This is a genomic window from Stenotrophomonas sp. BIGb0135 (assembly GCF_024810105.1).
GTDB lineage: Bacteria > Pseudomonadota > Gammaproteobacteria > Xanthomonadales > Xanthomonadaceae > Stenotrophomonas > Stenotrophomonas maltophilia_AB.
This window is the reverse complement of the sequence record NZ_JANUDX010000003.1, coordinates 321,423-338,909: the sequence shown is the minus strand read 5'-3', so window position 1 is coordinate 338,909 and position 17,487 is coordinate 321,423. Positions and strand designations below refer to the sequence as shown.

Annotated in this window: 10 protein-coding genes; 8 read left to right on the top strand and 2 right to left on the bottom strand. The window is 68.8% G+C overall.

Annotation, left to right across the window (positions count from 1 at the left end; genetic code table 11):
- Window positions 1-67: 67 nt before the first annotated feature.
- Window positions 68-271 carry a dodecin family protein gene (locus M2421_RS09275; protein ID WP_019186071.1) on the top strand — a complete coding sequence of 68 codons (204 nt, stop codon included), beginning with the start codon at window positions 68-70 and terminating at the stop codon, window positions 269-271.
- Here the strand turns inward: M2421_RS09275 and M2421_RS09270 are convergent.
- Complete coding sequence (locus tag M2421_RS09270) at window positions 264-1,091, bottom strand: kinase (RefSeq protein ID WP_259206216.1); 828 nt, start codon at window positions 1,089-1,091, stop codon at window positions 264-266. The two genes, M2421_RS09275 and M2421_RS09270, sit on opposite strands and share 8 nt — an antisense overlap.
- Before the next feature lie 41 nt (window positions 1,092-1,132).
- Here M2421_RS09270 and pdxH point away from each other — a divergent pair, with 41 nt between their 5' ends.
- Window positions 1,133-1,732, top strand: coding sequence for a pyridoxamine 5'-phosphate oxidase (gene pdxH / locus M2421_RS09265; protein ID WP_259206213.1), 600 nt, complete (start codon window positions 1,133-1,135; stop codon window positions 1,730-1,732).
- Window positions 1,733-1,942: 210 nt separating this feature from the next.
- On the opposite strand, the gene prpR is transcribed toward pdxH, so the two are convergent.
- Window positions 1,943-3,541, bottom strand: coding sequence for a propionate catabolism operon regulatory protein PrpR (gene prpR, locus M2421_RS09260; RefSeq protein ID WP_259206209.1), 1,599 nt, complete (start codon window positions 3,539-3,541; stop codon window positions 1,943-1,945).
- Window positions 3,542-3,697: 156 nt separating this feature from the next.
- Here prpR and prpB point away from each other — a divergent pair, with 156 nt between their 5' ends.
- The 6 genes from prpB (at window position 3,698) to M2421_RS09230 (ending at window position 17,485) form a co-directional block, all read left to right on the top strand.
- Window positions 3,698-4,588: a methylisocitrate lyase gene (gene prpB / locus M2421_RS09255; protein ID WP_259206207.1), complete on the top strand. Its 891-nt coding sequence runs from the start codon at window positions 3,698-3,700 to the stop codon at window positions 4,586-4,588.
- Window positions 4,589-4,617: 29 nt separating this feature from the next.
- A complete protein-coding gene (prpC, locus tag M2421_RS09250) occupies window positions 4,618-5,775 on the top strand; it encodes a 2-methylcitrate synthase (RefSeq protein ID WP_259206206.1) in 1,158 nt (385 codons plus the stop codon).
- 139 nt (window positions 5,776-5,914) lie between these two features.
- Window positions 5,915-8,530, top strand: coding sequence for a Fe/S-dependent 2-methylisocitrate dehydratase AcnD (gene acnD / locus M2421_RS09245; protein ID WP_259206204.1), 2,616 nt, complete (start codon window positions 5,915-5,917; stop codon window positions 8,528-8,530).
- A 56-nt stretch (window positions 8,531-8,586) separates the two neighbouring features.
- Window positions 8,587-9,777 (top strand): 2-methylaconitate cis-trans isomerase PrpF, encoded by a 1,191-nt coding sequence (gene prpF, locus M2421_RS09240; RefSeq protein WP_259206201.1) that lies wholly within the window; start codon window positions 8,587-8,589, stop codon window positions 9,775-9,777.
- Window positions 9,778-9,795: 18 nt separating this feature from the next.
- Window positions 9,796-11,253 (top strand): bifunctional 2-methylcitrate dehydratase/aconitate hydratase, encoded by a 1,458-nt coding sequence (locus M2421_RS09235; RefSeq protein WP_259206200.1) that lies wholly within the window; start codon window positions 9,796-9,798, stop codon window positions 11,251-11,253.
- A 1,312-nt stretch (window positions 11,254-12,565) separates the two neighbouring features.
- Window positions 12,566-17,485, top strand: coding sequence for an alpha-2-macroglobulin (locus tag M2421_RS09230; protein ID WP_259206197.1), 4,920 nt, complete (start codon window positions 12,566-12,568; stop codon window positions 17,483-17,485).
- Window positions 17,486-17,487: the final 2 nt, after the last annotated feature.

The window sequence follows — 17,487 nt, the reverse complement described above, 5'->3', positions numbered from 1 at the left end:
CGGCCTTTACGCGCCGGCCCCCATGGTGGATGGCGCGGAATCTCCCGCGCGCAACCGGAGCCTGTCCATGTCAGTGGCCAAAATCATCGAGATCAACGCCTCCTCCAAGACCAGCGTCGAAGACGCGGTACGCAGTGGCCTGAAGAAGGTGTCCGAGACGGTCAAGGGCATCCAGGGCGCCTGGATCAACGAGACCAAGGTGGTCACCGACGGCGAGGGCAACATCACCGAGTGGCGGGTGAACCTGCGGGTGACCTTCCTGGTCAGCTGAGTGGCCGCACCTGTCGCTGGTCATCCAGTGCGATGACCCGGTCGGCCAGCGCCGGCAGGGTGCGCAGCGCCTGGCGGCTCACCCGCTCGTAGTACTGCACGAACCGCTCCAGCTGGGCGCGGCTCATGCTGCTGCGTTCGGGCTGGGCGGCCTGCAGGTGTTGTTCCTGCTGCCAGCGCCAGCGCGGCACGACGGCGAAATCCGGCGGTTGCAGGAACCACAGCCGGTCGCAGCGCTGCCACAGGGCGGGGTAGTCCTCGGCCAGGGCCTGGTTGCACCAGCGCCGCCAGCGCCCATCGGCGTCGGCGTCGCGTTCGAGCGCGTTCAACGGCGGTTCCAGCGCATCCTCGGCCTGTGCCGGGGTGCCCAGGAACCAGCCTTCGAACACCAGCAGATCCAGCGCGGCGTCCACGCGTGGCCAGTCGGCCGGCGCTACGCGTTCGTCGGCCAGTTTGTCGAAGCGCGGCAACGCCACCGGCTGGCGCGCGGCGATCGCCGCCAGGGTGGCGTGCGCCAGTGGCAGGTCGTGGGTGCCGGGCGGGCCGCGGGTAAGCAGCAACGGGTGCACCTGCCGTGCCAGTCGCTGGCGCTGCGCGCGGGTGAGGTAGAAATCGTCGATGGACAGCGTGGCCGCGCGCAGGCCGCGTTGGCCGGCCAGGGCCACCACCTGCGCGGCCAGCGTCGATTTGCCGCTGCCCTGCAGGCCGCTGATCGCCAATACTGGCACTCCCGTGCCCGCCGCCAGCGCTTCGTCCAGTGCCTGGGCGACCAGTGCATCGGGAAATCCCTTGTTGCGGGGCATGTACGCGGTGGCAGGCATGCGGTGACAATAAACCCAAATCGAATGGCAAGAAACCAACCATGACCGATCTGTATACCGAAGCACTGTCCACCTTCGCCGCGCTGTTCGAGGAGGCCCGGCACAGCGCGGAAGTCGAACCCAATGCGATGACCGTCGCCACCGCCGACAACAGCGGCCAGCCCTCGGCGCGCACCGTGCTGCTCAAGGCGTTCGATGCACGCGGCTTCGTCTTCTACACCCACCTGGACAGCCACAAGGGGCGTGAGCTGCGTACCAATCCGCGTGCGGCGCTGCTGTTCCTGTGGCGCAGCCTGCGGGAAGCGGGCATCCAGGTGCGGATCGAAGGCAGCGTCGAGCAGGTGGCCGATGCCGAAGCCGATGCCTACTTCGCCTCGCGGCCGCGCATGAGCCAGATCGGCGCGTGGGCCTCGCTGCAATCGAAGACGTTGGCCTCGCGCGAGGAATTCGACGCGCGCGTGGCCACCGCCGAAGCCAGCTTCGCCGATCGTGAGGTGCCGCGCCCGGACGGCTGGAGCGGGTTGCGCGTGGTGCCGCAGCGGATCGAGTTCTGGTATGGCGCGCAGTTCCGCCTGCACGAGCGCTGGTGCTATGAGCGCGATGCCGACGGGCAATGGACCAAGCGGTTGCTGTTCCCCTGACCGCCGGCAGCCCGGGCACGGCATCGGGATCTGGGTAGCCCCTGGCCGATCGCGACGCGCGGTGCTGCGGGGCACGCTGGCCGCCGCCGCAGGCCGAGCGCGGCATGGTCAGCCTGCGTGCGGTGGTGCGCGGCATGCGCGCGCCCTCCGGCCGGGGTGGGACGTGGCGGTGGGCAGCGGCCGATGGGCGTGGGAAGCGCCCTCGGCGCGCTAGCCGAGCCCGGCCTCGCGCAGCCGTCGCCACAGGGTGGTGCGGGAAATGCCCAGTTCGGCGGCCAATCGGGCCCGGTTGCCGTCAAAGCGCGCCAGCAAGCTCGGCAGGCTGTCCGCGCCTGCGGCCGGGGGCGCGCGCGCAGGCACTGCAGCGCCTGCCCGACCCGTGGCGTCCAGTTCCGGCAGCCACGCCAGCATCGTCGCTGCTGACAATGCGCCGCGCTCGGGCGGCCAGTGGATGCGCAGGCGATCGACCATGTTGCGCAGTTCGCGCACGTTGCCCGGCCACGGGTACTCGCGCAGCCGTGCCAGCGCCTCCACCGACAGCGGTGCATCGGTGCCGGCCAACTGGCGGAAGAAGTGGGCGACCAGCAGCGGGACATCCTCGTGGCGTTCGTGCAGGGTCGGCAGCGCGATCCGCAACGCAGCCAGGCGGTAGTAGAGATCGCGGCGGAAGCGCTGCGCGTCCACCAGCGTCTCCAGGGTCTGCAGCGTGGCGGCCACCACGCGCACGTCCACCGCAGTCGGCTCGGTAGCGCCCACGCGCAGTACTTCGCGCTCTTCCAGCACCCGCAACAGCCGGGTCTGCAACGGCAGCGGCAGTTCGCCGATCTCATCGAGGAACAGGGTGCCGCCCTCGGCGGCTTCGACCAGGCCGACGCGCCCGCCGCGCCGGGCGCCGGTGAACGCCCCTTCGTTGTAACCGAACAGCTCCGCTTCCAGCAGGGATTCGCTGATCGCCCCGCAGTTCAGTGCGACGAAGCGGCCCCGGCGGCCACTGGCGGCATGCAGTTGCCGCGCCACCAGTTCCTTGCCGGTGCCGGTGGCGCCGGTGATCAGCACGGTGCTGTCGTAGGGCGCATACAGTGCGATGCGCTCGCGCACCTGCTGCATCGCCGCGCTGTCACCGAGCAGGGCGTGGTCGGTATCGCGCGGCCTGGCCGGTGTCCGTCGCCGTGGTGATGGCGCGCCGGAGCGGGCCAGGGTCTGGGTCAGCTCCAGCGCGTGTTCGAACGCCTGCCGCACTGAATCGGCCGAGTACAGCAGCACCCCGGGCAGGCCCACCTGCTCGGCATGGTCGATGGCCATGCCGGTGCCCACGATCACTTCGATGCCGTTGGCGCGCAGGTCGGCGATGCAGTCGCGCGCGTCTTCGCGGGTGACGAAGCGGCGATGTTCGATGTCCAGCTCGAAGCTGTGCTGGAAGCTGCCGAAGGTCGGCACGTCGGTGGCATGGGTGACCAGGCCGATCCGCGGGGCGATCCGGCGCGCGCGGGCCAGCGCTTCCATCAGGTCGAAACCGTTGGCCTGGATCGGCACCAGCGGCACCTCCAGCCGGCTGCGCAGGTAGGCCGCATTCGAGCCGCCGGCGATCACCACGTCGCAGTGTTCGCGGCGCAGTCGCTGGCCGATCACATCCACCGCCTCCTCGAAGCCAAGGTTGATCGGCACGATGCGCGCGCGGCGGTCGAACTCCGGGATCACATCGCCGAGCAGCCCGGTCAGGCGCGACACGCTGACGGTCCAGATCACCGGAAGCTGGCCGGCATCCGGGTCAGACAGGCGGGAACGGTGGCGGGGCAGGCTGATCGACATGGCGATGTTTCAATGTTTCAGTTGCAGCATGGTACAGATGTTTCAATGTTTCATGGTGAAACGCCGCGGTCACGGTGATGTCGCAATGAAATCAGACACTTGCAAGCTGGCACGGCCCTTGCGCCTGTCACCCCGTCAACCACGATGGAATGCCGCATGAGCACCCCTGTTTCCTCCGCTGGCGCCCGGTTCCGCGCCGCCCTGGCTGCCGAATCGCCGTTGCAGGTGATCGGCGCGATCAACGCCAACCACGCCCTGCTGGCCCAGCGCGCCGGCTACCGGGCGATCTACCTGTCCGGCGGCGGCGTCGCGGCCGGCTCGCTGGGCCTGCCGGACCTGGGCATCAACACCCTGGAAGACGTATTGATCGACGTGCGCCGCATCACCGATGTGTGCGACCTGCCGCTGATGGTGGACATCGACACCGGCTTCGGGCCGAGCGCGTTCAACATCGCGCGCACCGTGAAGTCGTTGATCAAGGCCGGCGCGGCGGCCTGCCATATCGAGGACCAGGTCGGCGCCAAGCGCTGTGGCCACCGCCCCGGCAAGGAAATCGTCACCCAGGGCGAGATGGTCGACCGGGTCAAGGCCGCCGCCGATGCCAAGACCGACCCGGACTTCTTCCTGATCGCGCGTACCGACGCCATCCAGGTGGATGGGGTGGACGCGGCCATCGAGCGCGCCATCGCCTGCGTGGAGGCCGGCGCCGACGGTATCTTCGCCGAGGCTGCCTATGACCTGGCCACCTATCGCCGCTTCGTCGACGCGGTGAAGGTGCCGGTGTTGGCCAACATCACCGAGTTCGGCAAGACCCCGCTGTTCACCCGCGATGAACTGGCCTCGGCCGGCGTCGCCATCCAACTGTTCCCGCTGTCTGCGTTCCGCGCCGCCAACAAGGCCGCCGAGAACGTGTATGCGACCATCCGCCGCGACGGCCACCAGCGTAATGTGGTCGATGCGATGCAGACGCGCGAAGAACTGTACGACCGTATCGGCTACCACGCCTTCGAGCAGCAGCTCGACGCGCTGTTCGCCGCCAAGAAGTAACCCGGCACCATTTGTTTTCTGGAGGGATCATGAGCGAAGCAACCACCGCCCCCGGCTTCAAGCCGAAGAAATCCGTCGCCCTGTCCGGCACCGCTGCGGGCAACACCGCGCTGTGCACGGTGGGCCGCAGTGGCAACGACCTGCACTACCGCGGCTATGACATCCTGGACCTGGCCAACACCAGCGAGTTCGAGGAGATCGCCCACCTGCTGGTGCATGGCAAGCTGCCCACCCGTGCCGAGCTGGTGGCCTACAAGGCCAAGCTGAAGTCGCTGCGCGGCATCCCGGCCGCGGTCAAGGCCGCGCTGGAAGAGCTGCCGCCGTCGGCGCACCCGATGGACGTGATGCGCACCGGCGTGTCGGTGCTCGGCTGCGTGTCGCCGGAGAAGGACGACCACAACCACCCCGGCGCGCGCGACATCGCCGACAAGCTGATGGCCTGCCTCGGCTCGATGCTGCTGTACTGGTACCACTGGAGCCACAACGGCCGCGCCATCGACGTGGAAACCGACGACGACTCCATCGGCGGCCACTTCCTGCACCTGCTGCATGGCGAAAAGCCGCAGGATTCGTGGGTGAAGGCGATGCACACCTCGCTGATCCTGTACGCCGAGCACGAGTTCAACGCCTCCACCTTCGCCTGCCGCGTCATCGCCGGCACCGGCAGCGACATGTACAGCTGCATCACCGGCGGCATCGGCGCGCTGCGTGGCCCCAAGCACGGTGGCGCCAATGAAGTGGCCTTCGAAGTGCAGAAGCGCTATGACAGCCCCGATGACGCCGAGGCCGACATCAAGGCCCGCGTCGAGCGCAAGGAAGTGGTGATCGGCTTCGGCCATCCGGTGTATACGGTCAGCGATCCGCGCAACAACGTGATCAAGGAAGTGGCGCGCGAGCTGTCGGCCGAGCAGCAGAACGTGAAGATGTTCGACATCGCCGAGCGCCTGGAAACGGTGATGTGGGACATCAAGAAGATGTTCCCGAACCTGGACTGGTTCAGCGCGGTCAGCTACCACATGATGGGCGTGCCGACGGCGATGTTCACCCCGCTGTTCGTCATCGCGCGCACCTCCGGCTGGAGCGCGCACATCATCGAACAGCGCATCGACGGCAAGATCATCCGCCCCAGCGCCAACTACACCGGTCCGGAAGACCAGGCCTTCGTGCCGATCGACCAGCGCAGGTAAGACCGACGTACCGCACCCGTTCGCGGGTGCTTTGCGGAACAGGCCGGCGCGATGCCGGTCTGCTCCGTTGCGGCGTCGCTACTCCTTCTTTGCCGGTGTCACGACGCCCCGGCCCGCCAACAAGCAGCTATCGCCAGCCATGAATACTCAGTACCGCAAGAACCTCCCCGGCACGTCGCTGGACTATTTCGATACCCGCGCCGCCGTCGATGCCCTCCAGCCCGGTGCCTATGCCACGCTGCCGTATACCTCGCGCGTGCTGGCCGAAAACCTGGTGCGCCGCTGCGACCCGGCCACGCTGGAGCCCTCGCTGCGCCAGCTGATCGAGCGCCGCCAGGACCTGGATTTCCCGTGGTTCCCGGCACGCGTGGTGTGCCATGACATTCTCGGCCAGACCGCCCTGGTCGATCTGGCCGGCCTGCGCGACGCCATCGCCGATGCCGGCGGTGACCCGGCGCAGATCAATCCGGTGGTCCCGACCCAGCTGATCGTCGATCACTCGCTGGCGGTGGAATTCCCGGGCTTCGACAAGGCGGCGTTCGAGAAGAACCGCGCCGTCGAGGACCGCCGCAATGAAGACCGGTTCCACTTCATCAACTGGACCAAGAAGGCGTTCAAGAACGTCGACGTGATTCCGCCGGGCAACGGGATCATGCACCAGATCAACCTGGAGAAGATGTCGCCGGTGGTGCAGGTGCGCGATGGCGTGGCCTTCCCCGATACCTGCGTGGGCACGGACAGCCATACCCCGCACGTGGACGCCCTGGGTGTCATCGCCATCGGCGTGGGCGGCCTGGAAGCGGAGAGCGTGATGCTCGGCCGTGCCTCGTGGATGCGCCTGCCCGACATCATCGGCGTGGAACTCACCGGCCGCCCGCAGCCGGGCATCACCTGCACCGACGTGGTGCTGGCGCTGACCGAGTTCCTGCGCAAGGAGCGTGTGGTCGGTGCATGGATCGAGTTCTACGGCGAGGGCGCCAATGCGCTGACCATTGGCGACCGCGCCACCATCTCCAACATGACGCCGGAGTTCGGCGCCACCGCGGCGATGTTCTACATCGACCAGCAGACCCTGGACTACCTGCGCCTGACCGGCCGCGAAGACGCGCAGGTTGCCCTGGTGGAAACCTACGCCAAGGCCACCGGCCTGTGGGCCGACGATCTGGTCACCGCGCAGTACGAGCGCGTGCTGCAGTTCGACCTGTCCACCGTGGTGCGCAACATGGCCGGCCCGTCCAACCCGCACAAGCGCGTGGCGACCACCGACCTGGCCGCCCGCGGCATCGCCGACGAAGGCAAGCTCGCCTCGGGCAAGCTGGAACAGGCCGATGGCCTGATGCCCGACGGCGCGGTGATCATCGCCGCGATCACCAGCTGCACCAACACCAGCAACCCGCGCAACGTGATCTCCGCCGCCTTGCTGGCGCGCAACGCCAACCGCGCCGGCCTGACCCGCAAGCCGTGGGTGAAGAGTTCGCTGGCGCCCGGTTCCAAGGCGGTGCAGCTGTATCTGGAAGAAGCCGGCCTGCTGACCGAACTGGAGCAGATGGGCTTTGGCATCGTCGCCTTCGCCTGCACCACCTGCAACGGCATGAGCGGCGCGCTGGACCCGAAGATCCAGCAGGAAGTGATCGACCGCGACCTGTATGCCACCGCCGTTCTCTCGGGCAACCGCAACTTCGACGGCCGCATCCACCCGTACGCCAAGCAGGCGTTCCTGGCCTCGCCGCCGCTGGTGGTGGCCTACGCGATCGCCGGCACCGTGCGCTTCGACATCGAGAAGGATGCGCTCGGCCACGACGCCGACGGCCACCCGATCACGCTGAAGGACCTGTGGCCGAGCGACGCCGAGATCGATGCAGTGGTCAAGGCCTGCGTCAAGCCGGAGCAGTTCCGCAAGGTCTACGACCCGATGTTCACCTTCAAGGTGGAACACGGTGCACCGATCAGCCCGCTGTACGCCTGGCGCCCGCAGAGCACCTACATCCGCCGCCCGCCGTATTGGGAAGGTGCGCTGGCCGGTGCCCGCAGCCTGACCGGCATGCGCCCGCTGGCGGTGCTCGGCGACAACATCACCACCGACCACCTGTCGCCGTCCAACGCGATCATGGCCAGCAGCGCGGCCGGCGAATACCTGGCGAAGATGGGCCTGCCCGAGGAAGACTTCAATTCCTACGCGACCCACCGTGGCGACCACCTCACCGCGCAGCGGGCGACGTTTGCCAACCCGAAGCTGATCAACGAGATGGCCGTGGTCGATGGCCAGGTCAAGCAGGGGTCGCTGGCGCGCGTGGAGCCGGAAGGCGAGGTCACCCGCATGTGGGAAGCGATCGAAACCTACATGGAGCGCAAGCAGCCGCTGATCATCATCGCCGGTGCCGACTACGGCCAGGGCAGTTCGCGCGACTGGGCCGCCAAGGGCGTGCGCCTGGCCGGCGTGGAGGCGATCGCGGCCGAAGGCTTCGAGCGCATCCACCGCACCAACCTGATCGGCATGGGCGTGTTGCCGCTGGAGTTCAAGGAAGGCGTCAACCGCAAGACCCTGGGCATCGACGGTACCGAAACCTTCGACGTGCTGGGCGAGCGCGTGCCGCGCGCCGAGCTGACCCTGGTCATCCATCGCCGCAACGGGGAACAACTGCGGGTGCCGGTCACCTGCCGTCTGGATACCGCTGAAGAGGTCTCCATCTACGAGGCGGGCGGCGTGCTGCAGCGGTTCGCCCAGGACTTCCTGGAATCGGCGCAGGTCGCCTGATTCCCTCCGCATCGCGACGGCCCGGCGACGGGCCGTCTTTCCATCAGGACTTCGACATGGCGTTTCTCCCCCAGCTCCGCATCCCCGCCACCTACCTGCGCGGGGGCACCAGCAAAGGTGTCTTCTTCAGGCTGACCGACCTGCCTGCCGCTGCGCAGGTGCCCGGCCCGGCGCGCGATGCCCTGCTGATGCGCGTGATCGGCTCGCCGGACCCGTATGCCAAGCACACCGACGGCATGGGCGGGGCCACCTCCAGCACCAGCAAGTGCGTCATCATCGCCGCCGCGTCGGTGCCGGCGCATGACGTGGACTACCTGTACGGCCAGGTCGCGATCGAGACCGCGTTCGTGGACTGGAGCGGCAACTGCGGCAACCTCAGCACCGCGGTCGGCCCGTTCGCGATCAGCAACGGGTTCATCGACCCGGCGCGCATCCCGCACAACGGCACCTGCACGGTACGCATCTGGCAGGCCAACATCGGCAAGACCATTCTGGCGCACGTGCCGATCGTGGATGGCCAGGTGCAAGAAAGCGGTGATTTCGAGCTGGACGGGGTGACTTTCCCGGCCGCGGAGATCCAGCTGGAGTTCCTCGATCCCTCCGACGATGGCGAAGGCGATGGCGGGTCGATGTTCCCCACCGGCAACCTGGTGGACACCCTGGACGTGCCCGGCGTGGGCAGCTTCCCGGTGACGATGATCACCGCCGGCATTCCCACCATCTTCCTCAACGCCGCCGACCTGGGCTACACCGGTACCGAGCTGCAGCCGGCGATCAACGAGGACAAGGCCGCGCTGGCCCGCTTCGAAGCGATCCGCGCGCACGGCGCGGTGCGCATGGGCCTGATCGACAGCATCGACCAGGCCGCCACCCGCCAGCACACGCCCAAAGTGGCCTTCGTCGCCCCGGCCCAGGACTACGTGTCCTCCAGCGGCAAGCAGATTGCCGCCAGCGCGATCGACCTGCACGCCCGCGCGCTGTCGATGGGCAAGCTGCACCACGCGATGATGGGCACGGCGGCGGTGGCGATCGGCACGGCGGCGGCGATCCCGGGCACGCTGGTCAACCTGGCCGCGGGCGGTGGCGCGCGCGAGGCGGTCACCTTCGGGCATCCCTCCGGCACGCTGCGGGTGGGCGCCGAAGCGCGCCTCGTTGACGGTCAGTGGACGGTCACCAAGGCCATCATGAGCCGCAGTGCACGCGTCTTGATGGAAGGCGCGGTGCGGGTACCCGCCGACACGCTATAGCTTCAACAGGAGATCACGATGTCCGGTCACGACCGCAACGCGAACCAACGGCCGCCGTGGGATGCGGTCATGACCGACATCGTCGACTACGTGCGCGACTACCGGGTGGAGTCGCCGCTGGCCTACACCACCGCGCGCCACTGCCTGATCGATTCGCTGGGCTGTGGCCTGGCCGCGCTCGCGTTCCCGGCCTGCAGCAAACTGCTCGGACCGCTGGTGCCCGGGATGCGCGTGGTCAACGGCGCGCGCGTGCCGGGAACCCGCTTCGAGCTGGACCCGGTGCAGGGCGCCTTCAACATCGGCGCGATGGTGCGCTGGCTGGATTTCAACGACACCTGGCTGGCCGCCGAATGGGGCCATCCGTCCGACAACCTGGGCGGCATCCTGGCCACCGCCGACTGGCTCAGCCGTAACGCCGAGGCATTGCGGCGACCGCCGCTGACCATGCGTGACGTGCTGGCCGCGATGGTCAAGGCGCATGAGATCCAGGGCTGCCTGGCGCTGGAGAACGCCTTCAACCGGGTCGGGCTGGATCACGTGGTGCTGGTCAAGGTTGCCTCCACCGCCGTGGTGGCGCATCTGCTGGGCCTGGACCGCGAACGCATGCTCAACGCGGTCTCGCTGGCCTGGGTTGACGGCCAGTCGCTGCGCACCTACCGCCACGCGCCCAACACCGGCTCGCGCAAGAGCTGGGCGGCCGGGGATGCGACCAGCCGCGCGGTGCGGCTGTCGTTGATGGCCGCAGCCGGCGAGATGGGGTACCCCAGCGCGCTCACCGCGCCCACCTGGGGCTTTTACGACGTCTCCTTCGGCGGCCAGCCGTTCCGCTTCCAGCGCCCCTATGGCAGCTACGTGATGGAGAACGTGCTGTTCAAGATCAGTCATCCGGCCGAGTTCCATGGGCAGACCGCAGTGGAAGCGGCCATGCAGCTGCACGCGCGCATGCGCGCGGCGGGCCGGCGCTGCGAGGACATCGCCCACATCACCCTGCGCACCCAGCAGGCCTGCCTGCGCATCATCGACAAGCCCGGCCCGCTGCATAACCCGGCCGATCGCGACCATTGCGTGCAGTACATGGTGGCCATCGCGCTGATCTTCGGCCGGTTGGTCGCCGAGGACTACGAGGACGATGTCGCCGCCGACCCGCGCATCGATCCGCTGCGCGCGAAGATCACCTGCGTGGAGGAGCCGCGCTACACCGCCGACTACCTGGACCCCGACAAGCGCAGCATCGCCAACGCGCTGGAGGTGGTGTTCGCCGACGGCAGCCACCTCGACGCCGCCGTCGAGTACCCGCTGGGCCACGCCCGCCGCCGCGCCGAAGGCATCCCGCTGCTGGAGGACAAGTTCCGCGCCCACCTGGCCGCCACCTTCCCGACCCGGCAGCAGCGACGCATCCTCGATGCCTCGCTCGACCCGGTGGTGCTGGAGGCGATGCCGGTGCACGACTATGTGGAGTTGTACGTAGCCGGGTAGCGCCGAGCCATGCCCGGCTGCCCGTTGCGAGGCAGGGACCGGGTAGAGCCGAGCCATGCTCGGCTGCTCGTCGCGGGGCAGGCACCGGGTAGAGCCGAGCCATGCTCGGCTGCTCGTCGCGGGGCAGGGACCGGGTAGAGCCGAGCCATGCTCGGCTGCTTTTGCCGGCCGAGTTCGCGTACGCCGGACATCCAGCGCCTGCCCGCGTTTCAACCTCGGCGAAGCCGCACCGGTCGGCCGGGGAAAGGCTTCGGGCGATTTGCCGCGCTGGCGCGCGGGTGCCGAGCATGGCTCGGCACTACCGGTGCGCGTCGGGCGCCCGGGCGACGGCACCGCTCGGTTCCTGGACGCGGGCAGGCACCCGGGTAGAGCCGAGCCATGCTCGGCTGCTCTTGCCGGCCGAGTTCGCGTACGCCGGCCATCCGACGTGTGCCCGCGTTTCAACCTCGGCGAAGCCGCATCGGTTGGGTGGGGAAAGGCTTCCGGCGGGTTTCCCGCGCTGGCGCGCGGTTGCCGAGCATGGCTCGGCACTACCGGTGCGCGTCGGGGTGCCCGGGTGACGGCACCGCTCGGTTCCTGGACGCGGGCAGGCACTCGGGTAGAGCCGAGCCATGCTCGGCTGCTCTTGCCGGCCGAGTTCGCGTACGCCGGCCATCCGACGTGTGCCCGCGTTTCAGCCTCGGCGAAGCCGCGTCGGTCGGCTGGGGAAAGGTTTCGGGCGGGTTTGCCGCGCTGGCGCGCGGGTGCCGAGCATGGCTCGGCACTACCGGTGCGCGTCGGGGTGCCCGGGCGACGGCGCCGCTCGGTTCCTGGACGCGGGCAGGCACCCGGGTAGAGCCGAGCCATGCTCGGCTGCTCTTGCCTGCGGACTTGGCATACGCCGGACATCAAGCTGCCCGCATTTCAACCTCGGTGAACCCGCGCCCGTCGGCCGGGGCAAGGCTTCGGGCGGTTTGCCGCGCTGGCGCGCGGTTGCCGAGCATGGCTCGGCACTACCGGTGCGCGTCGGGGTGCCCGGGTGACGGCACCGCTCGGCTGCTTGTCGCGGAAGGTACCCGGGTAGAGCCGAGCCATGCTCGGCTGCTCTTGCCGGCCGAGTTCGCGTACGCCGGCCATCCGACGTGTGCCCGCGTTTCAGCCTCGGCGAAGCCGCGTCGGTCGGCTGGGGAAAGGCTTCGGGCGGTTTGCCGCGCTGGGGCGCGGCTGCCGAGCATGGCTCGGCACTACCGGTGCGCGTCCGGTTCCCCGGGCGACGGCGCCGTTCGGGCCGGCCCGGCCCTTATACTGGCCGCCTTGTTCAAGGAGCGACATCATGGCTATCCGCAGTCGGGTCGGGCAGTGGGGCTGGAAGGGAATCGTGGGGCTGGCGCTGGCCGCCGGCCTGGCCGTCGGCATCGGCGGCTGCAAGCGCAACGAGAGCGGGCAGTTGCCCACACCCTCCGGTGCGCCGATCGCGGCCAAGGCCGAGAAGGTGAGCGGGTTCACCCTGGTGCGGGCCTATCCCGACCAGAAGGGCGACGGCGTCTCGCTGGCGCTGGAATTCTCGCGGCCGCTGGTGGGGACCCAGGACTTCGACAAACTGGTCCGCTTCGCCGAAAAGGTGGGCACCGAGGACAGCAGCTGGACGCTCTCCGATGACGGCCTGACCCTGCGCTACCCGTTCGTGGAGGCGGCCAAGGAGTACAACCTGATCGTCTCGCCCGACCTGCTCGCCGCCGACGGTAGCCGGATCGGCAAGGAATTGCGCCAGAAGGTGTTCAGCGGCGAGCTCAAGCCGGTCGCCGGCTTCGCCTCGCAGGGTAGCGTGCTGCCGGCTAAGGACAGCCGCGGCCTGCCGGTGGTGTCGGTGAACGTGCAGGAAGTGGACGTGGAGTTCCTGCGCGTGCGCGAGAAGGAACTGCCGCGCTTCTTCAGCCAATACCAGCGCGGCGGGCGCCGTGGCAGCTGGGAACTGGACAGCGAGTACGGCGACAAGACCCCGATGTCGCAGCTGGCCGAGCCGGTGTACGTCAATCGTTTCGTGCTGGGTGGCAAGCAGAACGAGCGCGTCCTGACCTACCTGCCCACCCAGGACATCAAGGAGCTGCAGGAGCCGGGCCTGTACTTCGCGGTGATGAAGCGCAGCGGCTCGTTCGACAGCGAGTTCGACACCGCCTTCTTCACCGTCAGCGACATCGGCCTGCACACCCGCGCCTACAAGGACAAGCTGTTCGTGCACACCGCCTCGCTGCAGAGTGGCGCGGCGCTGAAGAAGATCGAGCTGCGCATCCTCGATGGCAAGGGCGAGGTGGTGCTCAAGGGCAACACCGATGGCAATGGCAACGCGCTGCTCAATTACACCCTGGACGCCAGCCACGTGCTGATCGCCAGCAGCGGCGCGGACACCTCGATGCTGCCGTTCAACCAGCCCGCGCTGGACCTGAGCGAGTTCGCGGTGGCCGGTCGCGACAATGCCTGGTTCGACGTGTTCGCCTGGTCCGGGCGCGACCTGTATCGCCCCGGTGAAACCGTGCGCATCTCCGCGCTGCTGCGCGACAACGATGGCAAGCCGACCAAACCGCAGCCGGTGTTCCTGCGCCTGAAGCAGCCCGATGGCAAGACCTTCCGCGAGACCCGCCTGCAGCCGGGCGAGCAGGGCTACCTGAGTTTCGAGCAGCTGATCCCGGCCGAGGCGCCGACCGGGCGCTGGCAGGTGGAATTCCGCACCAATCCGGCCAGCAAGGACGCCATCCAGGGCATGACCCTGCGCATCGAGGAGTTCCTGCCCGAGCGCATGAAGCTGGACCTGGACAGCGCGCAGAAGACCCTCAAGCCCGGCGAGCCGCTCAAGCTGATCGCCGATGCGGCCTACCTGTATGGCGCGCCGGCCGACGGCAACCGCTTCACCGCGCGCCTGGCCGTGGCCGCCGAGCAGTCCCCGGTGGAATCGCTGCCGGGCTACTTCTTCGGCGACCCGACCACCGAGCTGCCGCGTGAAGCGCGCGACATCATCGACACCGAATTCCCCGCCGACGGCAAGCTGCGCCAGGACGTGGCCCTGCCCGACGAGGTCAAGCCGACCGCGCCGATCGCGGTGGTGCTGTCCGGCAGCGTGTACGAAACCGGCGGCCGCACCGTCACCCGCACCCTCAAGCGGGTGATGTGGCCGGCGCCGGTGCTGGTGGGCGTGCGCCCGCTGTTCAATCCCGACGACGGCGCCGATGCCAACGGCAACGCCCGCTTCGAGCTGATGCGCGTGGACGCGGGCGGCAAGCCGCAGCCGGCCAAGGGCCTGAAGGTCACCCTGGTGCGCGAGCTGCGCGACTACCACTGGACCTTCAACGACAACCGCTGGGACTACGACTTCACCCGGCGCTTCGAGAACAAGGAGACCCGCACCGTCGATGCCGGCAGTGCGGCGGTGGCCATCGATGTCCCGGTGGAGTGGGGCGAGTACCGCCTGGACGTGTTCGATCCGGGCACCGGGCTGACCAGCCGCTATCCGTTCCGCGCCGGCTGGAGCTGGAACGACGACAACCGTGGCCTGGATGCCCGCCCGGACAAGATCAAGCTGGGCCTGGACAAGACCGGCTACAAGGCCGGCGACACCGTGCGCGTCACCGTCACCCCGCCGCACGCCGGCAAGGGCATCCTGATGGTGGAAAGCGACAAGATGCTGTACGTGCAGGAGATCGACGCCAAGCCGGGCAGCACCTTCGACATCCCGGTCAGTGCCGAGTGGGAACGCCACGACGTCTACATCACCGCGCTGGTGTTCCGTGGCGGCAGCGCGCCCAGCAAGATCACCCCGGCCCGCGCGGTCGGCGTGGTGCACGTGCCGATGGATCGCAAGGCGCGCCAGGTCGCGGTGGGCCTGTCGGTGCCCAAGCAGATGCGCCCCGAGCAGACCCTGCCGGTGGCGGTGAGCGCACCGCAGCTGGCGGGCAAGGTCGCGCACGTGACCGTCTCGGCGGTGGACGTGGGCATCCTCAACATCACCCGCTTCCCGGTGCCCGATGCGGCCGGCCACTTCTTCGCGCAGCGGCGCCTGGGCGTGGATGCCTATGACATCTACAGCCGGGTGATCGAGAGCTTCGACGGCAGCAGCGGCAAGCTCAAGTTCGGTGGCGACATGGCGCTGGCGGCGATGCCGCAGGCCAAGCGACCGACTGCGCGGGTGCAGACCGTGGACCTGTTCTCCGGCCCGGTGAAGCTCGATGCCAAGGGCATCGCCCGGATCGCGCTGAAGGTGCCCGATTTCAACGGCACCCTGCGCGTCTCCGCGGTGGTCTACTCCGATGACCAGTACGGCAAGCGCGACATGGAGACCGTGGTGCGCGCGCCGATCCTGGCCGAAGCCAGCATGCCGCGGGTCCTGGCCCCGGGCGACCGCAGCACGGTCACCCTGGATGTGCAGAACTTCACCGGCAAGCCGGGCGAGTTCAAGGTGCAGGTCGATGGCATCGGCCCGCTCACCCTGGGCGAACCCAGCCGCACCCTGCAGCTCAAGGCCGACGCCAAGAGCACGCTGAGCTTCCCGCTGAGCGCGCGCGAGGGCTACACCGTGGCCAAGGTGCGGGTGCGGGTGGACGGCAACGGCTTCAAGGTGGACCGCCGCTATGACCTGCCGGTGCGCGCGGCCTGGCCGCAGGTACTGCGTGCGCAGACCCGTACGCTGGACCCGCTGGCGGCCGTGGAGATGGGCACCGGCCTAGCCGATGGCCTGATGGACGACTCGGTGACCGCGCGGATGCTGGTCAGCGCGTTGCCGCCGATCCCGTTTGCCAGCGCGCTCAATGGCGCGTTGAAATACCCCTACGGCTGCGCCGAGCAGACCACCAGCAAGGGGTATGCCGCGCTGATGCTGGACGAGGCGACCTCGGCCATGCTCGGTGCCGACGGCCTGGATGCCAAGAGCCGCCGCGAACGCATGGAAGGCGCGTTCGGCCGCTTGGCCTCGATGCAGGTGGCCAACGGCAACTTCTCGATGTGGGGCGACGACGGCTACGTCAATCCGTGGCTGACCCCGTACATCGCCGAGTTCCTGCTCGATGCCAAGGACGCCGGCTTCGCGGTACCCGATGGGGTGCTGCAGAAGGCATTGAACCGCCTGAGCGAAGACCTGTTGTCCGGCGGCAACCAGTTCTACGGCGAGGACCGCCGCGAGAACCTGAAGTTCGCCAACCAGGCGTATTCCGGTTACGTGCTGGCCCGGGTCAACCGTGCCCCGCTGGGCACGCTGCGCGCGCTGTACGACAACGAGCGTGGCAAGGCGCTGACCGGCCTGCCGCTGGTCCACCTGGGCATCGCGTTGTCGCTGCAGGGCGATCACAAGCGTGGCGATGCCGCCATTGCCGCCGGCTTCGCCAAGCCGAGCAGCGAGCGTCCGCAGTACTTCGGTGACTACGGCAGCGCGGTGCGCGACGATGCGTTGATGATCGCGCTACTGCACGAGCGCAAGTTGTCCAAGCCGGCCTATGACGCACGCGCGGTCGACCTGGGACGGGCACTGGACGCGCGCCGCAACAGTGGCTGGATGTGGCTGAGCACCCAGGAACAGGTCGCCATCGCGCGCCTGGGCAAGGCGCTGGCGGCCAACCAGAAGAAGCTGGTGTCCGGCGAGCTGGCGGTGGGCGGCGAGGTGGAGGCGATTGCCGCGCGCCGCATGTTCGGGCGCAGCTTCGACTACGCCGCGCTGGCCAAGGGCGTGCGTTTCAGCCCGCAGGGCGAGCCGCCGATGTTCGCCAGCCTGGAAGTGGCCGGCATCCCGCGCACCGCGCCGGAGCCGGACAACCGCCACCTGGGCGTGGAACGCACCTGGTACACCACCGACGGCAAGCCGTGGACGCCGCGCGCGCTCAAGGAAGGCGAGGCGCTCATCGTGCGGGTCAGCATCACCCCCAACCTGGACATGCCCGATGCGCTGCTCACCGACCTGCTGCCGGCGGGCCTGGAGATCGAGAACTTCAACCTCGGCGATGCCAAACAGTGGGCCGACGTGGTGGTGGACGGACTCAACGTCAACGACCGCGGCGATGCGGCCACGCTGCGCCACGAGGAGTTCCGCGACGACCGCTACGTGGCCGCGCTGAAGCTGTCCAAGGGCAGCACCGCCAAGGTGTTCTACCTGGTGCGCGCGGTCACCCCGGGCACCTATACCGTGCCGCCGCCGCTGGTGGAGGACATGTACCGCCCCGACCTGCGCGGGGTGGGGCGCAGCAACCCGACCACGCTGACCGTGGTCCAGCCCTGAGC